Below are 21,891 nucleotides of genomic sequence, written 5' to 3'. Positions count from 1 at the left end.
CGACAGTTCCCGACGGGCCGATGCTGCTCGCCTGCACCCAAGGAACAGGGAAACAGAAAAGGCAGGTCGTCATGACAGAGTTGAACGTCAGCGAATTTCGCACCCTCATCACAAGCGTGTTTCCTGAACTGACGGGCTCCGTTTTCAAGCTCGCGGCAAAGGGCTGGGATTCGATGGCGGTCGACGTCGACGACACGCTGATTTTCAAGTTTCCCCGCCATATCGGCGCCGAAAGAGCGCTCGTGAAGGAAGCCGCCTTGCTCGATATCGTTCGACCGTCGCTGTCAATGGCGGTGCCCGACATGCGCATTCACGACGGGCCGCCGATCTTCTCCAGCCATGCCAAGCTCGAGGGGCAACATCTCATTGCCGAAGATTACGATGCGCTCGGGCAGGGCGACCGCCAGCGCCTGGCGGAGGATCTCTCGCGTTTCTACGCCGAACTGCACGCGCTCGATGCCGATCGCGTGCGGGCGGCCGGCGCCGGAGCGATCCAGCCATGGCAATCGCCAGAGGCGGTTCGAACGAAGGCTTTGCCGGTGCTGCCGGCTGATATCAAAGGCTTTGCCGAGACCGTTGTTTCGGATTTCGAAGCCTTGCCGCCGGATCCCTACGGCAACATCTACGGTTTCTTCGACGGTCACGGCTGGAATATGGCCTTCGACTATCGGCAGGGTAGGCTCAACGGCATTTACGATTTCGCCGATTCAGGTTTTGGTCCATTGCACCAGGAGTTCATCTATTCAAACTTCATCTCGCCCGATCTGACCGCGCGCATCGTCTCGGCCTATGAATTCCTGACCGGACGCAGGCTCGACCGACGGCGTATTGCGATCCTGACCGGCTTCCATCGGCTTTCCGAACTCGCCGAACTCGCCGACGATCCGGCCAATGTCGAACAGATGATCCGGAGCGCGGCGACCTGGGCCGCCGCGGCGGCCCGTGCGGCCTGAGCGGCTCTAGACGGACCGTGCCGCGCCGCCGTCGCAGCGGATCAGCGAGCCGGTAATGTAGCTTGCGGGCTGGCTGCACAGGAAGGCGGCCGTTGCGGCAAATTCCTCGACCCTGCCATAGCGGCCGACGGGAATGCGCGCCTCCTTGTCGGCGCGAATTTCCTCGAGGCTTTTGCCCGTCCGCTTTGCCGCGGCGCCGTCAAGATCGTCGAGCCGCCTCGTCAAGATGCTGCCCGGCAGAAGCAGGTTGGTGGTGATGCCGAAGCTCGCCACTTCGGAGGCAAGCGTCTTGCTCCAGCCGGCAAGCGCCGGGCGCAGCGTGTTCGACAGGGCCAGGTTGGGGATCGGTTCGATCACGCCTGATGAGGCGACCGTCAGGATGCGGCCCCAGCCTTGCGCCTTCATATCAGGCAGCAGCGCGTTGGTGAGCGTGATCACCCGCGCGACCATGGAGAGGAAATAGGTTTCGAGCTTTTCGGCCGTCATCTCTTCGGTCGTGCCGGGCGTTGGTCCGCCGGTATTGTTGACGAGGATGTCGAGGCCGCCGAACTTCTCCTTCACCGCCGTCGTTGCCGTCTCGACAAAGCGCTCGTCGCCAAGATCAGCCCAGATCCAGTCGGCCCGGCCATTGCCTTCGTTGTTGATCGCCGCGCAATTGGCCTCCAGCTGTTCGCCACTGCGCCCGCACAACAGCACGTTTGCGCCTTCGCGCGCGAGTGCCGCGGCGATGCCGAGGCCAAGCCCGCGCGAGGAGGCGAGAACGAGCGCCCGTTTTCCCTTGATACCGAGATCCATGATCTTCTCCGATGTCTTCGAGGGATGTATAAGGCGCGGGCGACGAAAAAGGAAAGGGAGGGTTGGGTCTCGCTGGTTTCGCAATTGACGTTAACGTAAGCGTTATTGTAACTCTCGTATCGGCAGAAATGTCTTTGTGCGAATTGAGGATTGGCTGTCGCATCCCGGCTCGACAATGCGTCGCGGTTTTGACAAGACAGTGGCCATGGGATGATGGCCACTGGCCGAGCGGAGACGAATGAATGACCGAGACGACTGAGCTGCCCGAACGCGAGAGCATGGAATTCGACGTTGTGATCGTCGGCGCCGGTCCTGCCGGTCTGGCGGCGGCGATCCGGCTGAAGCAGGTCGATCCGGAACTGTCGGTCGTGGTCTTGGAAAAGGGCGCGGAGGTCGGCGCCCATATCCTGTCCGGCGCCGTCGTCGATCCGGTCGGCATCGACCGGCTGCTGCCCGGCTGGCGCGAGGAAGCCGATCATCCCTTCAGGACCGAGGTGACGGCAGATCACTTCCTGGTGCTCGGCCCGGCCGGCTCGATCCGTCTGCCGAATGTGTTGATGCCGCCCTTGATGAACAATCACGGCAACTACATCGTGTCGCTCGGCAACGTCTGTCGCTGGCTGGCCGGCAAGGCGGAGGAGCTCGGCGTCGAGATCTATCCGGGCTTTGCCGCAACCGAAGTGCTCTATGACGACAAGGGTGGGGTTATCGGCGTCGCCACCGGCGACATGGGCATCGAGAAGAACGGCGAGCCCGGCCCGAACTACACCCGCGGCATGGAGCTGCGCGGCAAATATACGCTGATCGGTGAAGGCGTGCGCGGTTCGCTCGCCAAGCAGCTGATCGCCAGGTTCGATCTGCAGAAGGATCGCGAGCCGCAGAAATTCGGCATCGGCATCAAGGAGCTCTGGCAGGTGAAGCCCGAGAATCACAGGCGGGGCCTGGTGCAGCACTCCTTCGGCTGGCCGCTCGGCATGAAGACCGGCGGCGGTTCCTTCCTCTACCACCTCGAAGACAATCTGGTGGCGGTCGGCTTCGTCGTCCACCTCAATTACAAAAACCCCTATCTCTATCCCTTCGAGGAGTTCCAGCGCTTCAAGACGCATCCGGCGATCCGGGGAACCTTCGAGGGCGGCAAGCGGCTGTCCTATGGGGCGCGTGCGATCACCGAGGGCGGTTATCAGTCGGTGCCGAAGCTTTCCTTCCCCGGCGGCGCGCTGATCGGCTGTTCGGCCGGCCTCGTCAACGTGCCGCGCATCAAGGGCAGCCATAATGCGGTGCTGTCGGGCATGCTGGCGGCCGAGAGGGTGGCGGCGGCGATCGCATCCGGCCGCAGCCACGACGAGGTTGTCGAGATCGAGAATGAATGGCGCAAAGGCGACATCGGCAAGGATCTGAAGCGGGTGCGCAACGTCAAGCCGCTGTGGTCGAAGTTCGGCACCGCGATTGGCGTGGCACTTGGCGGCCTCGACATGTGGACCAACACGCTGTTCGGATTTTCCTTCTTCGGTACGCTTGGTCACGGCAAGACCGATGCGCAGTCGCTGGAGCCGGCCGCCAATCACCAGCCGATCGCCTATCCCAAGCCGGATGGCGTCCTGACCTTCGACCGCCTGTCGTCGGTGTTCCTGTCGAACACCAATCACGAGGAAGACCAGCCGGTGCATCTGCAGGTCAAGGACATGGGGCTGCAGAAGAGCTCCGAACTCGGCGTCTATGCCGGCCCGTCGACCCGCTACTGTCCGGCCGGCGTTTACGAATGGGTGGAGAAGGATGGCGACAAGACCTTCGTCATCAACGCCCAGAACTGCGTGCACTGCAAGACCTGCGACATCAAGGACCCCAACCAGAACATCAACTGGGTGCCGCCGCAGGGCGGCGAGGGGCCAGTCTATCCGAATATGTGAGGTGGAGCGCCGGACATCGGCGGTTGTTTCGACCGCTGACGTCTTCGTGATCGCCTTTCGGCGGCTGCTGTTAGCCGTTCGTTAACCATAAATTCCTTAGCTTGCGACATCTTGTTGACGCGCTAAGGACACATTCATGACGATCTCCCGCCGGGGTTTTCTGATCGCTTTGCCGCTCTTCGTCGCCGGCTGCTCCTCGACCGGCTTGAACAGCCAGACGAATTATGCCGCGCTTCCGGATGAAAAGTTTCCGCTGAGGCAGGTGCCGATCGACAAGATCAAGCCGGAACTTCGCCGCCAGGAAGTGGCCTATGAAAGCGCGCATGCGCCGGGCACGATCGTCATCGACACGCCGGCGCGTCGCGCCTACTACGTCCTCGGTGACAACAGGGCGATGCGATATGGCGTCGGTGTCGGCCGCGAGGGACTGGCATTTGCCGGCAACGCCTATATCGGGCGCAAGGCCGAGTGGCCGAGTTGGACGCCGACGGAAAACATGCAGCGCCGCGAGGAACGCTATCGCAGGCTTGCGGGCGGCATGCCGGGCGGCCCGAACAACCCGCTCGGCGCGCGGGCGATGTATCTCTATCGCGGCGGCAACGACACGCATTTCCGCATTCACGGCACCAATCAGCCGGAATCGATCGGTCTCGCCATGTCGAGCGGCTGTATCCGCATGATGAACCACGATGTGATCGACCTCTATAGCCGCGTCGAGGTCGGCGCCAGGGTCGTCGTCATCCAGGCCTGAACGACCGAGAACACACTGAAAAGCCGCCGCAGCAATGGCTGTCGGCGGCTTCGTATTGTCGGTCGCGGCTGACGGTCAGCGTCGCGCGGCAATCCCCGTCGAAAGTGCGACGCCGATGCCGGTGATCACGGCGGCGCTGATTTCGGCAACGCCAATTGCTTCGCCAAGCAGGAGGCCGCCGCCGAGCGTGGCAAGAACGGGCGTCAGCGCCGTGAAGGCGGCGGCCTGTGTTCCGCCGAGGGTACGAACGGCCGTGCCATAGGCGACCATGGCGACGAGGCCCGACAGAATGCCCTGGCTCAACACCTGCAGGCCGATTTCCGGAAGCGGGGCCTGCGGCAGCGAGATACCGAAGACGAGTGCGAGCACGGCCATGATCAGGAAGGACCAGACGGCAATCAGTGCGCTCGCCTGAATGGCCGTCAGACCCGAGCGGCGGAAGGCATGGGTGTAGCTTGCCCAGAGCACGGCGCCGGCCGGCAGCATGACAAAGCTTGTCCAGGGCAGGGAGGCATCGGCAAGGCTGCGGGCAAGCAGGATCAGGACCCCGCCGACTATGGCGGCCAGCCCGGCGAGGCGCGTGACATCCGGCCGTTCCCGAAACAGCACAATGCCGATCAGTGCGGTGGCAAGCGGCATCGAGCCGCCGAGCAGGATGCCGGAGGAGGCCGCCGGTGTGGAGTGAATGGCAAGCGTCGTCACCAGAAAGAAGACCGCGCCGCAGCCGGCGACCATGACCGCCAGCAGATAGAGCGGCACGCCCTTCGGCAGCAGACCGATGCGAAGCCAGACGGGCGAAAGCGCAAGCGCCGGAATGCCGTAGCGGATGAGGCCGATATCGATCGAGCCGAGCGACGTCGCGGCGCTGTGGCGGGTCGCCAGAAACCAGGTCGCCCAGATCAAGACGGTGATGCTGCCGGCGGCATAACCGAGCGTCTGCGAAGGTGACTTGTCGTTTGAAAATGCGATCGTGCTCATCGTTCCAATCCTTTCCTCCATCCGGATCTTGTCCGGTTGAGGAAGAGATTAGCGCCGGAGGCTGGGGCATGTCCTTGCTATCTGTGGCTTGAAAATCGTGGTACACGCAATCTTCTGCCAAATTATGCCTATGGATATCGCGGAAATGCCAAATCTCGATAAATTCGATATTGCCATCCTGAAATGCCTGCAGGAGGATGCCCGCGCCACCAATGTCGAGATCGCCGAGAAGGTGAATCTCTCACCGTCACCCTGCCTGCGCCGCATTCGTAATCTCGAACGCTCCGGTATCATCCGCGGCTACACCGCCGATATCGACCGCAAGGAGGTCGGTCTCGGCCTGACGGTCTTCGTCGAGTTCAAGGTGGTGCATCACAGCCGCGAAAATTCCGAGGCGCAGCAGAAGGCGCTGCTCGCCATCCCCGAGATCGTCTCGTGTTTCCTGATTTCGGGTACCGCCGACTTTCTGGCAGAAGTGGTGGTGGAGGATCTCGCTGCCTATGAACGACTTCTGACGGACACGCTGTTGACCTTGCCGAATGTCAGCGACATCCGCTCGAACTTCGCCATCCGCAGCATCAAGACGCATGGGCCGCTGAAGCTGCCAGAGGTGAGATAATTTCCCTCGGTTTGCTGGCAGTTTGTTGACGAACAATACTTTTTTCTCTGCTCGGACCTCGAGCCCGCCCCCTCATCCGCCTGCCGGCACCTTCTCCCCCGCACGCGGGGAGAAGGGGATAGGTCGCGACCTCTCAGCCTCCATAGGCCTCTCGCAAGGCACGTCCCCCCTCCGCGTCAGAACGGGGAGGGCTAGGATGAGGGGCTTTTTGCTCTACAGCAGCGTCCCACTGAGGATAAGCAGCGCCACCGAGAAGTAGATGACAAGTCCGGTGACGTCGACCAGCGTGGCGACGAAGGGGGCCGAGGCGCTGGCCGGATCGAGCCGCAACTTCTGCAGCATGAAGGGCAGCATCGAGCCGCAGATCGAGCCGAAGGTGACGATTCCGATCAGGGCGGCAAACACCGTGATGGCGACCATCTGCCAATGCGGGCCGTAATCATAGAGCCCGGCTGACTGCCAGAAAACGATGCGGATGAAGCCGACGAGGCCGAGGATCGCGCCGAGCACGATGCCGGTCGGCAATTCGCGGAACAGCACCTTCCACCAGTCCGAAAGCTTCAGCTCGCCGAGTGCAAGGGCGCGGATGATCAGCGAGGTCGCCTGCGAACCGGAATTGCCGCCGGAGCTCATGATCAGTGGGATGAACAGGGTCAGCACGACGGCCTTTTCCAGCTCGCCTTCGAAGTGCTGCATGGCGCTCGCCGTCAGCATCTCGCCGAGGAAGAGGGCGGCGAGCCAGCCTGCGCGCTTGCGGATCATGCCGGCAAAGCCGATCTTCATGTAGGGCTGGCCGAGCGCCTCCATGCCGCCGAACCTCTGGGCCGCTTCCGTGGTGTCCGATATCATCGTGTCGATCACGTCGTCGACGGTGACAATGCCGAGCACCTGCCCATGTTCGTCGATGACAGGCAAGGCGAGCAGGTCGTGCTTGCGGATCAGCCGGGCGACGTCCTCCTGCTTCATCAGCGGATCGGCCGAAACCGGAGCGCCTTTTTGAGCGACAGTGAGGATGGAGGCATCCGGCTCGCCGGTGATCAGGCGACGCAGCGTCACCACGTGCATCAGCGCATGGCTGACCTCGTCGAGCACGTAGATGGCGTAGACGGTTTCGCGCGAACGTTCGACCTGGCGCACATGATCGAGCGTCTGGGCAACGGTCCAGCTATCCGGCACGCTGACGAATTCCGTCGTCATGATGCTGCCGGCCGTGCGCGGCGGATAGCCCATCAGATGCTGGATAGAGACGCGCACCGGCTCGTCGAGGCTGGAGAACAGCCGGGCGCGGGTCTCGCCGTCGAGTTCGAGCAGCACGTCGGCGACGCGGTCGTTGGACATGCCATGCAGCAGCCGTGCGGCGTCCTCGGCGCTGATCAGCGCCAGGATCTGTGCGGCGTTGCGAAGCTCCGGCCGGTCGAGGATGTTGACGGCATAGTCGAGCGGCATGCCGGACAGCACCCGTCCGGCGTCCTGGATGCTAAGCGCGTTCAACGCGTCGACGCGTTCGGCGATCGTGGCGCCGCGGCTATTGTTGATGAAGGCACGGGCGGCATGGCCTGCCCGAAGAGGGAAGCGATTGATATTCATGAGGCTCGCCTTTCCGTCGATCCGCCGTAGCGTCCGATCGGGCGAGCCGACAGGAGTCGGTCAGCGCACGAGGGCGGCCGCGTACGGCAAAGGCAATCGACTGCTACTGTCGCTTGGCATCGCTAAGATGACTCCGTTGAAATCCGTGGCTGACAGGTGCCGTCCACGTGCATGCTACGTGGTGCCGAACGCGGAAAAAGTCAAGCCGGCTAAATGCTTAACGCCAGAATGTCGCACCTGCACGCGTTGCAGCGAAGATCGGTCACGCCGCCTGCGTGCTGCGGGTGCGGCTCTCCAGGCGGGCTGAGGCTGCGAAGACGAAGAGGCCGAGGAAGGAGAGTGCCGCGCCGACATAGCCGGTGGCCGCAAAGCCGTAACCCGAGGCGATGACGAGGCCGCCGAGCCAGGCGCCGATCGCATTGGCGATGTTGAAGGCGGAATGGTTGGAAGCTGCGGCCAGCGTCTGCGCATCGGCGGCGACATCCATCAGCCGCGTCTGCAGCGCCGGGCCGGCGGCAAAACCGCAGCCGACGAGGAAGACCGAAAGGCCGAGCATATAGGGGTTGGCGGCGGTCAGCGAGAAGGTGGTCAGCACGACGATATTATAGACGAGCGAGCCGCCGATCGTTCCGAGCAGCGACTTGTCGGCGAGCCACGAGCCGATGAAATTGCCGGCATTCATGCCGACGCCGAAGAGCACCAGCATGATCGGAACGGCCGTTTCCGGCAACATCGCCACTTCGGTCGTCGTCGAGGCGATATAGCTGAACATGGCGAACATACCGCCATAGCCGACGGCAGCAATCCCGAGCGTCAGCCAGACCTGCGGTCGGCGGAAGGCGCCGAGTTCGCGTGCGAAACTCGCTTCTTCGGAAACCCGGTCCTTGGGCACGTAGAACCAGATCAGCGTCACCGTCAGCAGGCCGAGCACGCCGACGGAGAAAAACGCCACCTGCCAGTCGAGCGACTGTCCGAAAAATGTCGTCAAGGGCGTGCCGAGAAGTGTCGCAACCGTCAGGCCGAGCATGACGCGGCCGACCGCTCGGGCGCGCCGATGCACCGGCACCATCGAGGCGGCGACAAGCGCCGCCACGCCGAAATAGGCGCCATGCGGCAGGCCGCTGACGAAGCGCAGCAGGGTGAAAGTCTCGAAGGTCGGCGCCATGGCGCTTGATATATTGCCGGCGGCAAAAATCAGCATCAGTGTCAGCAGCAGCGTGCGGCGTGCCATTTTCGCCGCGAGCACGGCGATGACGGGCGCGCCTACGACGACACCGAGCGCATAGGCGCTGATGACGTAGCCGGCCTGCGGCGTCGTCACCGAGAAGGTGGCGGCGACATTGGGCAAGAGCCCCATGATCGCGAATTCGCCGGTGCCGATGCCGAAGCCGCCGCAGGCGAGCGCCAGTTGCACCAGCGCCACGGTCGTTGCCGACGGCAGCGCTTCATCCTGGCTGTCGATGGAATCATTGACGGTAATCTCACTCACGAGAGTTCCTCGATGCGGTTTTGGCTTGGCGATGGCCGCTGGCGCAAGCGCGGCTGCGGGCCGATCATTCGAATGGCGGGAGGCGGAGATACGTATCTCCGATATTCCTCATCTATCCCGAACGCATCGGCTGGCGTCGAGTGCGTTTTCTGCAGTGCAGCGTCCTGCTATGTGCATATGTCAGTTGCAATATTTGCATTTCAGCTGCTTCTTAGGAAAAGCGGCCGCGCTTGAAATCGCCGATACCGCAACCATCTCAGGAGCAAAGGCAGTATTGTTTCCGCGCCAGGGACGGGAGCCCTTATGAAGTTTGTAGGCTTTTTCAATCGCGACGGTGGCACCTTCCGGACCACCGACATGCTGGCCTACGAAAAGAGGGCGGAAGAAGCATTCCGCGACGCCGGGCACGATTTCGACGCCATCGTCTTCTCCGGAAAGGAGATCATTCCCGCCATGGAGCGGGCGGCCAAGCGCGACGATATCGACGGGATCGTGGCCGGCGGCGGCGATGGAACGATTTCGGCGGCGGCATCGATCGCCTGGAAAAACGGCGTCGCGCTCGGCGTCGTACCCGCCGGCACGATGAACCTCTTTGCCCGCTCGCTGCGCGTGCCGCTCGATATCTGGCAGGCGCTCGATGTGCTTGCCTCCGGCGAGATCGATAATGTCGATATTGCCAGCGCCAACGGCCGGCCCTTCATTCACCAGTTTTCCGCCGGTCTGCATGCTCGGATGGTTCGCTACCGCAACGCCTACAGCTATCGCTCCCGATTGGGCAAAATACGGGCGAGCACGAAAGCGGCCTTGGGCGTCATCTTCAATCCGCCGGAATTCGAGGTCGAGTTCCAGGCGGCCGGCATGCGCGAACGCCGCAGGGTGTCGGCGATTTCGGTCTCCAACAATCCCTTCGGCGAGAATCCGCTGCTCTACGCCGACAATCTGAGAAGCGGCGAACTCGGCTTTTATACTGCAAATCCGCTAAAACCCCTCGGTGTCGCCCGCCTTGCCGTCGACATGCTGCGCGGCAAGGTCCGCGAGAACGCCGATGTCATGGTGATGCACCCGGCCGAGGTGCAGCTCCATTTCCCGAAGTTGCGCTCCAAGGCCAATTGCGTCATGGACGGCGAGCTGCTGCCGCTCGAACGCGACGTCTCGATCCGGCTGCATCCGGGCGAGTTGAAGGTTCTTGTCAAACAGGGTCTCGCCGCGCAGGTGAATGCCGATGAACGCCGCGAGCCCGCCGCGTAAACCGGCCGCTGAAAATTTCAGAGCCGCGGCAAATAGGTGCGATAGTCGAAATCCGAGACGGTGCGCAGATGCGCAAGCGCTTCCTTGCGCTTTGTGTCGCCATAGAGCGCCTGATAACGCGCGCCGAAAATATCGGTGATGAGCGGCGAGGTGCGGAAAGCCTCGACGGCGCTGAGGAAATCATGCGTCAGCCGTGTGGTATTCGCAGGCGTATGCGAGGGCGTCGTCTCCTCGCCGGGGTCGAGTTCGTGTTCGAGACCGGTGAGCATGCCGCCGAGGATTGCCGCGAGCAGCAGATAGGGATTGGCATCGGCGCCGGCGACACGATGCTCGATACGGGCGGCCGGCCCGTCCTTGTCGGGTATGCGGATCGCCGTGCCGCGATGGCCGCTGCCCCAGGTGAGATCGACGGGTGCGAACGAGCCCGGCTGGAAGCGGCGGTAGGAATTGGCGAAGGGGGCGAAGATCAGCTGCGCTTCGCGCATGCTGTTGAGCAGCGCGGCAGCAACCGATTTGAGCCGCTTCGGCTCGCCGCCCTTGGCATCGAGGATGTTGCGGCCTTGCCGGTCGATGACGCTTGCATGCACATGCAGGCCGGAGCCGGCATGGTCGGAATAGGGCTTGGCCATGCAGGTCGATTTCAGCCCGTGCCGGCGCGCCGCCTGTTCGGCGATGCGCTTAAGGTAGAGGCAGTCGTCGGCGGCCGCCAGCGCATCGGGGCGGTGCAGCAGGTTGATCTCGAACTGGCCGGGACCGAACTCCGCCGTCGTCGCTTCCGCCGGCAGCCCCTGCGCCTTCGCATAGGCCCTCAGCGTCCCGAGATAGTCGTCGAGTGCGTCGACGGCGCTCATGTCGTAAAGCTGGAAACCGTTCGGCTCACCGCGATAGGTGAGGCCTTCGGGCGGGGAGGGGCGACCGGTCTCACGCCAGTCTCCCGACATCACGTAGAATTCCAGCTCGGTCGCCACCACAGGCGTCAATCCCCGCGCCGCATAGCGCTCCAATACAGAAGCGAGGATGGCACGCGGGTCCATGAAGCTGGGGCTGCCGTCGAATTCATGCATGCTGGCGAGCACTTGCATCGAGCCCTCGGGTGCCCAGGGCATCGGCGCCAGGCTGCGCCGGTCGGGGAGTACCTTGCCATCGGGATCGCCGATCGTCAGCGACAGGCCGGTGATATCGTCATTGTCGTCGCCCCAGATGTCGAGCGATTGCGTCGAGGTCGGCAGGCGGATCTCTCCGGCCCAGACCTTGTCTTCTGCGCCCGGCGGCAGCTGTTTGCCGCGCAGATCGCCATTCATACCGACGATCAGGATTTCGAAACGCGGGTCGCCACCCCAGGCCTTGCCGTCCATCCTGTCGCTCGCCATGGCCTTGAAAATCCTCCGGGACAAGGCCAAGCTCCTATCTCATCGACAACAGCCTTTCAATCCGCGAGGGTCTTTCACCAGCCATGCTCGATACTTACCCACCCCCGAACCTTGCGGCGATCGACGCCGCGCACCACCTGCATCCCTTCGCCGACATGAAAAAGCTGAATGCCGAAGGCGCGCGCATCATCCAGCGCGGCGAGGGCTGCCACATCTTCGACGATCGCGGCAGGAAATATCTAGATGGCTTCGCCGGCCTCTGGTGCGTCAATATCGGCTATGGCCGCCGGGAGATCACCGAGGCCGTCGCAAGGCAGATGAACGAGTTGCCCTATTACAACACCTTCTTCGGCACGAGCTCGACGTCGGCGACGCTGCTGGCTGAGAAGGTTACGTCCCATGCCGGCGAACGGTTCAACCATATCTTCTTCACCAGCTCCGGTTCGGAAGCGAACGACACCTGGTTTCGCATGGCCCGGGTCTATTGGAGCGCCGTCGGCAAGCCGTCGAAGAAGATCGTGATCGCGAGGAAGAACGGCTATCACGGTTCGACAGTTGCCGGTGCCAGCCTCGGCGGCATGAAATACATGCACGAGCAGGGCGACCTGCCGATCCCGGGTATTGTCCATATCGGTCAGCCCTATTGGTACGGCGAGGGCGGCGATCTCTCGCCCGCCGAATTCGGCCTCAAAGTCGCACGCGAGCTGGAAGCGAAGATCGACGAGCTCGGCGAGGAGAATGTCGCCGCCTTCGTCGCCGAGCCGGTGCAAGGGGCTGCCGGCGTCATCATCCCACCTGAGACCTATTGGCCGGAGATCGACCGCATCTGCAAGGCGCGCAATATCCTGTTGGTGACCGACGAGGTGATCTGCGGTTTCGGTCGATTGGGCGCCTGGTTCGGCCACCAGCATTTCGACGTCGAGCCGGATCTCGCACCGATCGCCAAGGGGCTTTCCTCCGGCTATCTGCCGATCGGCGGCGTGCTCGTCAGCGACCGCATCGCCGACGTGCTGATCAATGAGGTCGGCGACTTCAATCACGGCTTCACCTATTCCGGCCATCCGGTCTGCGCCGCCGCCGCACTCGAAAATCTGCGCATCATCGAGGAGGAAAGACTGGTCGAGCGGGTGCGCGACGATATCGGTCCCTATTTCGGCAAGGCCTGGGCGGCGCTCGCCGAACACGATCTTGTCGGCGAGGCAGCCAGCATTGGCCTCATGGGCGGCCTGCAGCTCACTGCCGACAAGAGCACGCGCACTCGCTTCGACAAGCCCGATCAGATCGGCGCGTTGGTGCGTAACCATGCACTGGCGAACGGCCTCGTGCTGCGCGCCACCGGCGACCGCATGCTGGCCTCGCCGCCCCTTGTCATCACCCACGCGGAGGTAGACGAGATGGCAAGGATTACCAGGCTGGCGTTGGACGCGGCCTGGAAGGAGCTGAAGTCGTGACTTCGCTCAGGCCGGCTGATTGATCCAGGCATAGCCGAAACGATAGCTGTCACTGCCGCGGCCGTAGAAATAGGGCACGTCGATCGCCGATGTCTCAGGCGCGGAGGCGCCGAGATTGGTCTGGAGCCATTGCGCCATATCAGGAGGCAGCGCTTCGCTGCCTCCCTTCGGTATCAGCCAGACAAGGAGAAGCGGTCGGCGGCCGGTCAGATCCGGATGGAAGCCGGGATAATCGACGGAGAGGACCGGTACCCCGGCAATATCCTGCCTGACATTGCCGGCAAGAAGGCTATCGCCGGCAAGGATTGCCGCCGGTTCCGCCTGTTGACGCAGGTTTTCCAGCATCGCGGCATAGGGCCTGTTCAATCGTTCGTAATGACCGGTGAAGCGTGCCGTCGCGACGCTGCCGTAAAGGATCGCCGGCACGCCGATCATGATGACGGCGACTACGAGCATGAAGCGCCGGAAAGCCTTGCCGGTCTCAACGCCCGCGGCCTCGACCTTCAGGCAGAGATAGAGCGGCAGGATGAAAAGCATCGGTACCAGCCAGCGATCCTTGATGCCGGCCGCACCGCCGAAGACGACCAGAAACAGAATGCCGGTCAGGAAGACGAGCATCATCCGCTCGACGAGTCGCGTCCATTCCGAGCCGGCAGTAAACGCCTGGCGAAGGCGCTTGCCGAACACCATGGCGAAGACCGCCACCGTCAATCCGGCAAAGCTGATGACGGCGAGAGCGAGCGAGCTGATGCCCATGACGACCTGCATGGGATAGCTCGCATGGCCGCTCGCGGTCATCTTCTCCAGCGTGCGTGCTGTAGCGAAATCGAGATTGTCCTTCAGCCAGAAGAGGTGCGGCAGGGTAATGACGAGGGCCACGACAGCCGTCAACACCAGCCGCCAATCGAAAATCCGCGGCCGCAGGCGCTGATCCGCCAGGGCGGCAATTAGTGCTGCCGCCGGCAGGATGGCGAAATTATACTTGGCAAGCAGGCCGAAACCGATGCCGATACCGGCGACCAGATAGGAGGCAAGGCTTGGCTGCTTCAGACTGCGGATGAAACCGTAGAAGAAGATGCTGGCTGAAAAGAAGACCGCGACCGTGTGCGTCAGGTCCCGCTGCATCTCAAAAACCATCTGCGGGATGGTCAGCAGACCGAGTGTTGCGATCGCCACCAGCGCCTTGTCGCGCAGGACGAGCCGCGCCGTCAGGCCGTACAGCAGATAAGAGCTGAATAACAGGAGGTTCTTGACGAGGGACAGGGCAGCCAGCGAAACGCCTGTAAACTGGAAGACGGTATATTGCAGCCAGTTGTAAAACGGCGGCTGCGGGCCGTAACCGGCGGCGAGCCATTGCGAGCGGAAGGCCTGTTCGGCCTCGTCGAGATCGAGCGAATGCGAGGTTGCAAGCCGCACGCCGATCTGAAGGACGAAATAGGCGGCCAGCAGGACGAAAATCCATCTGATGTCGCGGAGGCTGGTCTCGGTCAACTATCTCGCCCCCGGCCGAACCCAGGCATAACCGAGAGCGAAATTGTCGCCCTGGCGGCCGAAATGATAGGGAAGCGACAAGGCGTCGACTTCCTGCGGCGCGATACCTGCCGCCGCCAGCGCCAATGAAAACCGCTCCGGCATGACCGCATCCGCGGCCGTTGCCGTCTTTTTGCCGCGCCAGACGATGAGCACCGGCCCGCCTGCCGTCGCATAGGCCGGAATACCGGGTGCAGGGAAATCCGGGATCACCACGGGCACGTCGGGAAACTGCAGGCGCATGTTGCCGCCGACATAGGTATCCGAGGCGATCACCAGCACAGGTTCGGCCTGCCGTGTCATATCGCGCGCGAGATCGGCCATCGGCACATTTGGCCTGCTATAGGTGCCGATCAGCCCGGCGCCGACGACGCGGAAGCCGAGCGCGACCAGGACGCAGGCCATCAGCACCGGCACGACAGGCCGGAAGCGGCGCAGTCCGGCGGAAAGGTCGAGCCCGCCCGCCTGCATCTTTGCCAGGAAATAGATCGGCAGCACCAGCAGGAATGGGTCGAGCCAGCGTTCACGCACCGTGGTGGAGCCGGTGAACAGCACGATCAGAAGAATGCCGGCGAGGCTCGCGAGCATCATTCGCTCCAGCATCCCGGTCCAGCGGTTTCCGGCTGAGAGCGCCCGGAAGAAGTCCCGGCGGAAGGCGGCGGCGAAAATTGCGACGGGCAGTGCTGCAAAGGCGATGATGGCGACGACAAAGGCAAGAATACCCTTGCCGATTCGCAAGGCGCCGACCGGTTCATTGCCGGCGGCCATCTTGACCAGAGTATCGGAAGAGGCGAATTCGAGGTTGCTCCGCAGCCAGATTGCGTGCGGCAACACGATGACGAGCGCGACGGCGATTGCCGCCAGCAGACGCCAGTCCAGCGCCCGGCGCCGCCATTCGGCATCGGGCAGGATGGCGATCAGCGCCACGACGGGCATCAGCGCAAAATTATATTTCGAGATCAACCCGATGCCGGTGGCAAGCCCGAGCAGGAGGTAGCTACCGATGCCGGGCCGCTCGAGCGTGCGGAAGAAGCCGTAGAGGAAGAGCGAGCTGGCAAAGAGCAGCGCCGTCGTGTGGGTCAGATCCTGCTGCGCCATGTAGGAAACCTGGGGCAGGGTGATCAGCGCCATCATCGCGACAGCGGCAAGCTTCTGGTCCTTCAGTGCCTCGCGCCCGGCAAGGCCGTAAAAGAGGTAGCACAGGAAGAGCAGGATGTTCTTCGGGATAATAAGGGCGCCCATCGACAAGCCGGTTAGCGAAACGACGGCATATTGCATCCAGTTGTAGAAGGGCGGCTGCGGGCCGTAGCCCGCCAGCAGATATTGCGAGAAGAAGGACTGCTCGGCCTCATCGAGTTCCAGCGCGTGCGGAAGTGCCAGCCTGAGCGCGATGTTCAGCACGAAATAGGCTGCAAGCAGCAGCGCCGCGGTTCTGATCGTCCTCGTCGCGCGGTCCAGCATCATGCTGCCGGCTTACGCTTGGCTTTGATCGTCGAAGATCTGCCGGACGATGTAGTTCGGGGAGGCATCGTCACGATAATAGGTGCGTGCGATCATTTCCGCCAGAATGCCGGTGGTGATCATCTGCACCGACGAAAGGAGGAGAACGACCCCGACCATCAGCATGGGTCTGGTGCCGATATCGTTGCCCAGGATGAACTTGTCGAAGCCGAGATAGAGCAGGATCAACATGGCAACCGCGCCAAGACCGAGACCGAGCGAGCCGAAGAAGTGGCCGGGCCGCGCCTTGTAGCGCATGAAGAACATGACAGACAGCAGGTCGAGGATGACGCGGAAGGTGCGCGAAATGCCGTACTTTGAAACGCCGTGCTCGCGAGCATGGTGGGTGACGGCCATCTCGCCGATCCGCGAGCTCGGAACAACGCCGGCGACCCACGCCGGGATGAAGCGGTGCATTTCGCCCATCAGCTTCACCTGCTTGATGATCGAGGCACGGTAGATCTTCAGGCTGCAGCCGTAATCATGCAGCTTGACGCCGGTGATGCGGCCGATCAGGTAGTTGGCGCACCAGGACGGGATCTTGCGCAGGAACAGGCCGTCCTTGCGGTTCTTGCGCCAGCCGACCAGGAGGTCGAGTTGGCGCCGCTCCAGCTCGGAGACCATCGAAGGGATATCCTTCGGGTCGTTCTGCAGATCGCCGTCCATCGTCGCGATCAGCCGGCCGCGGGCGGTATCGATGCCGGCCTGCATGGCGGCGGTCTGGCCGAAATTACGCTGCAGCTCGACGATCCTGAGCGCCAGGCCCTCGCGTCCGACGAATTTGCGGGCGTTGACGAGCGTCGCATCCGTGCTGCCGTCGTCGACGAGGATCAGTTCCCAGTGATGAGGATACTCGGCCATCGCCGCAACGATGTGCTCGACCAGCGGGCCGACGCTTTCCTCTTCGTTGAAAACGGGCACGACCAGCGACAGCTCGAGCGATTGTACCGGATCATTCGTGCCGCGAATGGGCTCTAGCGTTGTCTGCAACTTTGCATCTCCAAAAGGCCGGGCGGCCTTGCAATCTTACTGCCGCCACCGCGCTTGCGGAAGCCTACTACATGAAGTGTCCGGCCGTTGCCAGCGGGCAATGCCGCTTTCCCCGCAATCGGCCGACTTGCCGCAACCCTACTTCGCGCCGCCTTCCACCCAGGAATAACCAATCGAGAACGTATGTTTGCCGTCACCGAAAAGATAGGGAAGGGTCAGCGTCTTCACCTCCTGCAGATGAATACCCGATTTCACGAGATCATCGGCAAAGTCGGGAGAAATGGTGGGGTCATTTGCGGTTTCTCCGCGCCAGACAACGAGCACAGGACCCTTCGCAGCCGCATATTCGGGAACTCCGGGCCCTGGAAAGAATGGGATCACGACGGGAACGTCGGGGAATTCCAGCTTCATGTTGCCGGCCACGAACTTGGTTCCCGCCACGATGAGAACCGGCTTGCGGGTCGCGGTCAGTTCGGCCACGTAGCCGGAGAAGGGCACGTTCGTTCTCGTATAAACGCCGGTATATTGCATGGCGACGATCCTGAGCAGAAGGATCGCCAGGATGACGACCATGAAGACCGGCACCACTGGCCGGAAGCGTGCCAGGCCGGCGGAAAGATCGAAGCTCGCGGTTTCGAGCTTCAGGAGCAGATAAATCAGCAGGACGAGCAGGCACGGGTCGAGCCAGCGCTCGTGGATATCGCTCGCGCCGGCGAAGACGACAACGCCGGCGAAGGCGATCAGGCTGACGATCATCATCCGCTCGATGACCCGGATCATCGGACTGGACGCGGAAAACGCACGGAAGAAATCCAGTCGGAAGGCTGCTGCGAAGAGAACGATCGGCAATGCGACGAAGCCGAGGACGGCGATTGCGAGGGACAACAGCCCCTGTCCGATACGGGGAAGGCCAGCGGCGGCCTCGTGCTCGGCGGTCATCCGCTCCATGGTCGGGGCCGAAGCGCTGACGAGGTTATCGGGCAGCCAGAGCGCATGCGGCAGAATGATCAGCATGGCGATTGCGAATGCCGGCAGCAGACGCCAGTCCAACAGCCGGCTGCGCCACTTTCGGTCCACCAGGACTGCGACGAAGGCGGCAAACGGCAGGATGGCGAAATTGTATTTGGAGATGAGGCCGATGCCGGTGGCGATGCCGACGACGAGATAGCTCCCGATCGTCGGCTGACGAAGTGTGCGGAAAAAGCCGAAGAGGAAGAGCGAGGTCGCAAACAGCAGGGCAACGGTGTGGGTCAGTTCGCGCTGCGCCATCAGGCCAACCTGTGGCAGGGTAATCAGGCTCAGCATGGCGATAGGCGGGAGCAGACGGCTCTTCAGCACCTCGCGGGCGGCCAGCCCATAGAAAAGATAACAGCCGAAGAGGATGATGTTCTTCGGAACCGAGAGCGCCCACATCGTGACCCCGGTCACCGAAACGATGGCGTATTGGATCCAGTTGTAGAAGGGCGGCTGCGAGCCGTAGCCGGCCAAGAGATATTGCGAGTAGAACGATTGTTCCGCCTCGTCGAGATCGAGCGTATGGGGCAATGCGATGCGGAGCACGATGTTCAGCAGGAAATAGACTGCCAGAAAAATGCTCGCGCTCCTGATGTTTCTGGTAATGCGCTCCAACATCGATCTCCAAGTCAAGCCGGCAAGGCGCCGTGATTTGTCGGTCTGCCGCCGCGGTTGTCGGCCTTGAAGCGATCTCGCCGCCCGTGGCTTCAACTCCGCCGTTGTGCCCAACCTTCATTTCTCCTAAAACGCCTGGCAATGGAGCCGAGGCTCATGCCGACGCCAAGCGAGGAATGCCTACTACATGAAGAGTTCGATCGTTGAAAGCCGGCAATCCTGGTTTATGCGCAATCGCATGACGGCGCTGACGGTCGCAATTGTCGCAGCCTATGCGCTCTTCGTGCAATGGTTCTGGGGTTGGCCCGTCATCATCAGCCAATGGGCCGATGTCGGGGCAGGCCCGGTGATCGGTGCGCTCGTGGCGTTGACGAGCACCTATTTCCTGCGCACCTGGCGCATCTACGATTATTTTCCCAAGGAAACGGCGGGCCGGTTCGCAATCCTCTTCCGCGTCACGCAGATCCACAATCTCCTGAATATCATGCTGCCCTTCCGCACCGGCGAGACCAGCTTTCCGTTGTTGATGCGCACCGAGTTCGGCATCCCGCTGGCCCGCGGAACCTCGGCGCTCCTGGTCATGCGGCTGCTCGATCTGCACGCGCTCCTGGCGGCGGCCGGTATCGGCTTTGCGCTCGCTGCGGCCGATGCGCTTGTCGCGTGGTCGCTTTGGTCAGGCTTCCTGCTGCTGCCGGTCGCGGCCTTCGCTGCACGCAAGCCGCTTCTGCGGGTCGCCGCGAGGCTGTTGCCGGAAAAGGCGCAGAAATTCGTCGTCGAAATCGAAAACGGTCTGCCGCTCGATGCCGCCGCCTTTGCGCGCGCCTGGGCGATGACCATCGTCAACTGGCTGGTGAAGGTGATCGTGCTCGCATGGGCGCTCGGCCTGATGGGCGTGCTGCCGATGGCGGCAAGCTTCGGCGGCGCGCTCGGGGGTGAACTCTCCTCTGTCCTGCCGGTGCACGCGCCGGGCGGCGTCGGCACCTATCCGGCCGGCATCACCGCCGGTGCCATTGCGCTCGGAGCATCGGGTGAGCGGATGGCTCTGGCCGCGCTGGCGCAGGCAAGCGTCAACGCGCATCTCTTGATCATCGTTTCGGCGCTGACGGGCACCGCGATCTCACTGCCGCTCGGGCGCCGCGGCAAGCTCTGAAATCCGTTTCCGCAGAAATGCCTGCTCCGGCTCCTGCCGACAAAGCGACAGCGCCGTCTGATAGGCGGCGATCGCCTCTTCGGTGCGGCCGAGCCTGCGCAGGAAATCGGCGCGCGCCGAATGGGCGAGGTGATAGGCCGTGAGCTCCTGGCGGCCCAGAATGGCATCGATCAGATCCAGTCCCTTTGCCGGCCCGTCCGCCATAGCGATCGCCACGGCGCGGTTGAGTTCCGCGATCGGCGATGGCTGCGCCGCCAGCAGCAGATCGTAATAGAAGGCGATCCGCCGCCAGTCGGTCTCATCGGCCGTCGGCGCCCTGGCATGCTCGGCAGCGATCGCCGCCTGCACCGTATAGGCGCCGATCTCTGCCGCCCGCATCGCCTCGGCGAGCAGCGCCAGGCCTTCCGCGATTTTCACACGGTCCCAGAGCGAACGGTCCTGGTCGGCGAGCAGCACCAGCGATCCCTGCTGGTTGCTGCGTGCCAGGCGGCGGGAATCCTGCAGCAGCATCAGCGCCAGCAGCCCACGGGCGTCAGGATGCGGCAGCAGCGCCAGAAGCAACCGCGCCAGCCGTATCGCCTCGGCGGTCAGGTCGGCGCGGACCACATCCCCGCCTGATGAGGCGGAATAGCCCTCGTTAAAGACGAGATAGATGACGTGCAGCACCTGATCGAGCCGCTGAGGCAGTGCGTCGCGGCCCGGCACTTCGTAGGGGATATTCGCGGCCCGTATCCTGTTCTTGGCGCGCACGATCCGCTGGGCGACCGTCGGCGCCGAAACGAGAAACGCATGGGCGATCTCTTCGGTGCTCAATCCGCAGATTTCCCGAAGCGCCATCGCCGTCTGGGCATCGGAGGGGATAGCGGGATGACAGCAGGTGAAGATCAGCCGCAGCATGTCGTCCTCGATCGCTTCCATATCGCCGATCTCCGTTTCGTCGACGCTGTAGAGGCTGTCCTCGATGTGCTGCTGCGAGGCATCGAATCGCGCTCGCCGCCGAATGGTGTCGATCGCCTTGAAACGTCCGGTCGAGACGAGCCAAGCGAACGGGTTAGCGGGGATGCCATCCGTCGGCCATGTCCGGGCGGCCGCGGCAAAGGCATCCTGAAGCGCTTCCTCCGCCCGATCGAAATCCCCGAGCAGGCGGATCAGCGTCGCCAGCACCCGGCGCGACTGGGTTCGATAAATCTCTTCGATCACGCTCTCCAGAGGCGCTCCTCCTCACTGCGGCGCGGTGAGGGTCCGCACGGGCCTGAGCTCGACCGCGCCGAAACGCGCCGAAGGGATCCGTCCGGCAATCTCTTTCGCCTTTACGAGATCTGGCGCCTCGATGACGTAGAAGCCGGCGAGGTGTTCCTTCGTCTCGACATAGGGCCCATCGGTGGCGGAGAGCGTATTGTTTCGAACGCGCAGCACCGTCGCCTGGTCAGGCATCTCCAAGGCATCGGAATGGATCAGGATGCCATCGCGGCGAAGCTCCTCATCGAAAGCGAAATGCGCTTTGATGAGTTCACCGGTTTCATCAGGCGTCAGCCTGCCATCCGTGTCGGCGCTGTTATAAATCATGCAGATATAACGCATGGCTATTTCCCATCCTGGATGGCGTAAGTCGGGCGCACTTCGATTGAGGAATATTTGAGGATCGGAAAGCTCGACGCGATCGTCTTCGCCTCCTCGATATTTTCTGCCTCGATCAGCACAAAACCGCCGAGATGCTCCTTGATTTCGGCAAATGGGCCATCGGTCGCTGAGACTTCGCCATTGCGCAGGCGGACCGTGATCGCTGTTGACGGTTCATGCAAGGCGAGCGCCACCTGCAGATGGCCGCTCTCGCGCCAGCGATTGTCGCTGATGATGCACTCCTGTGTGAGCGCATCCCATTCGGTCTGAGGGACCAGCTTGCTTTTTTCGGTGTCGAACCAGATCTGGCATAGAAATTTCATC

19 protein-coding genes are annotated in these 21,891 nt (G+C 62.7%); 7 read left to right on the top strand and 12 right to left on the bottom strand.

Annotated features, from left to right (window positions below; translation table 11 throughout):
• The first annotated feature begins 71 nt into the window (after positions 1 to 71).
• Positions 72 to 953 (top strand): aminoglycoside phosphotransferase family protein, encoded by an 882-nt coding sequence (locus J7U39_RS12980; RefSeq protein ID WP_210628557.1) that lies wholly within the window; start codon positions 72 to 74, stop codon positions 951 to 953.
• A gap of 6 nt (positions 954 to 959) precedes the next feature.
• On the opposite strand, the gene J7U39_RS12975 is transcribed toward J7U39_RS12980, so the two are convergent.
• On the bottom strand, positions 960 to 1,748 hold the full coding sequence (locus tag J7U39_RS12975; RefSeq protein WP_210628556.1) for an SDR family oxidoreductase: 789 nt from the start codon (positions 1,746 to 1,748) through the stop codon (positions 960 to 962).
• Between the two features lie 242 nt (positions 1,749 to 1,990).
• On the opposite strand from J7U39_RS12975, the gene J7U39_RS12970 reads away from it, so the two are divergent.
• On the top strand, positions 1,991 to 3,655 hold the full coding sequence (locus tag J7U39_RS12970) for an electron transfer flavoprotein-ubiquinone oxidoreductase (protein WP_210628555.1): 1,665 nt from the start codon (positions 1,991 to 1,993) through the stop codon (positions 3,653 to 3,655).
• 136 nt (positions 3,656 to 3,791) lie between these two features.
• Entirely contained in the window at positions 3,792 to 4,406 is a 615-nt protein-coding gene (locus J7U39_RS12965) for a L,D-transpeptidase (protein WP_210628554.1), read from the top strand.
• 75 nt (positions 4,407 to 4,481) lie between these two features.
• On the opposite strand, the gene J7U39_RS12960 is transcribed toward J7U39_RS12965, so the two are convergent.
• A complete protein-coding gene (locus J7U39_RS12960; protein ID WP_210628553.1) occupies positions 4,482 to 5,384 on the bottom strand; it encodes a DMT family transporter in 903 nt (300 codons plus the stop codon).
• A 145-nt stretch (positions 5,385 to 5,529) separates the two neighbouring features.
• On the opposite strand from J7U39_RS12960, the gene J7U39_RS12955 reads away from it, so the two are divergent.
• The gene (locus J7U39_RS12955) at positions 5,530 to 6,003 is read left to right on the top strand and encodes an Lrp/AsnC family transcriptional regulator (RefSeq protein ID WP_210628552.1); all 474 of its coding nucleotides are present in this window, start codon (positions 5,530 to 5,532) and stop codon (positions 6,001 to 6,003) included.
• Positions 6,004 to 6,216: 213 nt separating this feature from the next.
• Here J7U39_RS12955 and mgtE read toward each other — a convergent pair whose 3' ends face one another.
• Both mgtE and J7U39_RS12945 read right to left on the bottom strand, forming a co-directional pair.
• A complete protein-coding gene (mgtE, locus tag J7U39_RS12950; RefSeq protein ID WP_210628551.1) occupies positions 6,217 to 7,590 on the bottom strand; it encodes a magnesium transporter in 1,374 nt (457 codons plus the stop codon).
• Positions 7,591 to 7,852: 262 nt separating this feature from the next.
• Positions 7,853 to 9,079: an MFS transporter gene (locus J7U39_RS12945; protein ID WP_210628550.1), complete on the bottom strand. Its 1,227-nt coding sequence runs from the start codon at positions 9,077 to 9,079 to the stop codon at positions 7,853 to 7,855.
• 303 nt (positions 9,080 to 9,382) lie between these two features.
• Between J7U39_RS12945 and J7U39_RS12940 the strand changes: the two genes are divergently transcribed.
• Positions 9,383 to 10,327 (top strand): diacylglycerol kinase family protein, encoded by a 945-nt coding sequence (locus J7U39_RS12940; protein ID WP_210628549.1) that lies wholly within the window; start codon positions 9,383 to 9,385, stop codon positions 10,325 to 10,327.
• A 17-nt stretch (positions 10,328 to 10,344) separates the two neighbouring features.
• Here J7U39_RS12940 and J7U39_RS12935 read toward each other — a convergent pair whose 3' ends face one another.
• On the bottom strand, positions 10,345 to 11,697 hold the full coding sequence (locus J7U39_RS12935; protein ID WP_210631666.1) for a glutamine synthetase family protein: 1,353 nt from the start codon (positions 11,695 to 11,697) through the stop codon (positions 10,345 to 10,347).
• Between the two features lie 83 nt (positions 11,698 to 11,780).
• Here J7U39_RS12935 and J7U39_RS12930 point away from each other — a divergent pair, with 83 nt between their 5' ends.
• Positions 11,781 to 13,148, top strand: a complete 1,368-nt coding sequence (locus J7U39_RS12930) for an aspartate aminotransferase family protein (RefSeq protein ID WP_210628548.1) — start codon at positions 11,781 to 11,783, stop codon at positions 13,146 to 13,148.
• Positions 13,149 to 13,154: 6 nt separating this feature from the next.
• Here the strand turns inward: J7U39_RS12930 and J7U39_RS12925 are convergent, their stop codons facing one another.
• The 4 genes from J7U39_RS12925 to J7U39_RS12910 form a co-directional block, all read right to left on the bottom strand.
• The gene (locus J7U39_RS12925) at positions 13,155 to 14,639 is read right to left on the bottom strand and encodes a glycosyltransferase family 39 protein (RefSeq protein WP_210628547.1); all 1,485 of its coding nucleotides are present in this window, start codon (positions 14,637 to 14,639) and stop codon (positions 13,155 to 13,157) included.
• Complete coding sequence (locus J7U39_RS12920) at positions 14,640 to 16,139, bottom strand: glycosyltransferase family 39 protein (RefSeq protein WP_210631665.1); 1,500 nt, start codon at positions 16,137 to 16,139, stop codon at positions 14,640 to 14,642.
• Positions 16,140 to 16,151: 12 nt separating this feature from the next.
• Positions 16,152 to 17,168 (bottom strand): glycosyltransferase family 2 protein, encoded by a 1,017-nt coding sequence (locus tag J7U39_RS12915; protein ID WP_210628546.1) that lies wholly within the window; start codon positions 17,166 to 17,168, stop codon positions 16,152 to 16,154.
• A gap of 138 nt (positions 17,169 to 17,306) precedes the next feature.
• A complete protein-coding gene (locus J7U39_RS12910; protein ID WP_210628545.1) occupies positions 17,307 to 18,800 on the bottom strand; it encodes a glycosyltransferase family 39 protein in 1,494 nt (497 codons plus the stop codon).
• 184 nt (positions 18,801 to 18,984) lie between these two features.
• Between J7U39_RS12910 and J7U39_RS12905 the strand changes: the two genes are divergently transcribed.
• Entirely contained in the window at positions 18,985 to 19,947 is a 963-nt protein-coding gene (locus tag J7U39_RS12905) for a lysylphosphatidylglycerol synthase domain-containing protein (RefSeq protein ID WP_210628544.1), read from the top strand.
• Here the strand turns inward: J7U39_RS12905 and J7U39_RS12900 are convergent.
• Genes J7U39_RS12900 through J7U39_RS12890 form a run of 3 tightly spaced genes read right to left on the bottom strand, consistent with a single transcriptional unit; the run spans position 19,915 to position 21,890 of the window.
• Entirely contained in the window at positions 19,915 to 21,156 is a 1,242-nt protein-coding gene (locus J7U39_RS12900; RefSeq protein WP_210631664.1) for an RNA polymerase sigma factor, read from the bottom strand. The genes J7U39_RS12905 and J7U39_RS12900 overlap by 33 nt on opposite strands.
• A gap of 12 nt (positions 21,157 to 21,168) precedes the next feature.
• Positions 21,169 to 21,528 carry a YciI family protein gene (locus J7U39_RS12895; protein ID WP_210628543.1) on the bottom strand — a complete coding sequence of 120 codons (360 nt, stop codon included), beginning with the start codon at positions 21,526 to 21,528 and terminating at the stop codon, positions 21,169 to 21,171.
• A gap of 2 nt (positions 21,529 to 21,530) precedes the next feature.
• Complete coding sequence (locus tag J7U39_RS12890; protein WP_210628542.1) at positions 21,531 to 21,890, bottom strand: YciI family protein; 360 nt, start codon at positions 21,888 to 21,890, stop codon at positions 21,531 to 21,533.
• Position 21,891 lies beyond the last annotated feature (1 nt).

Source organism: Rhizobium sp. NLR16a (assembly GCF_017948245.1).
Lineage (GTDB): Bacteria > Pseudomonadota > Alphaproteobacteria > Rhizobiales > Rhizobiaceae > Rhizobium.
The sequence above is the reverse complement of the archived record's forward strand: the minus strand, read 5'-3'. Positions and strand labels throughout refer to the sequence as shown.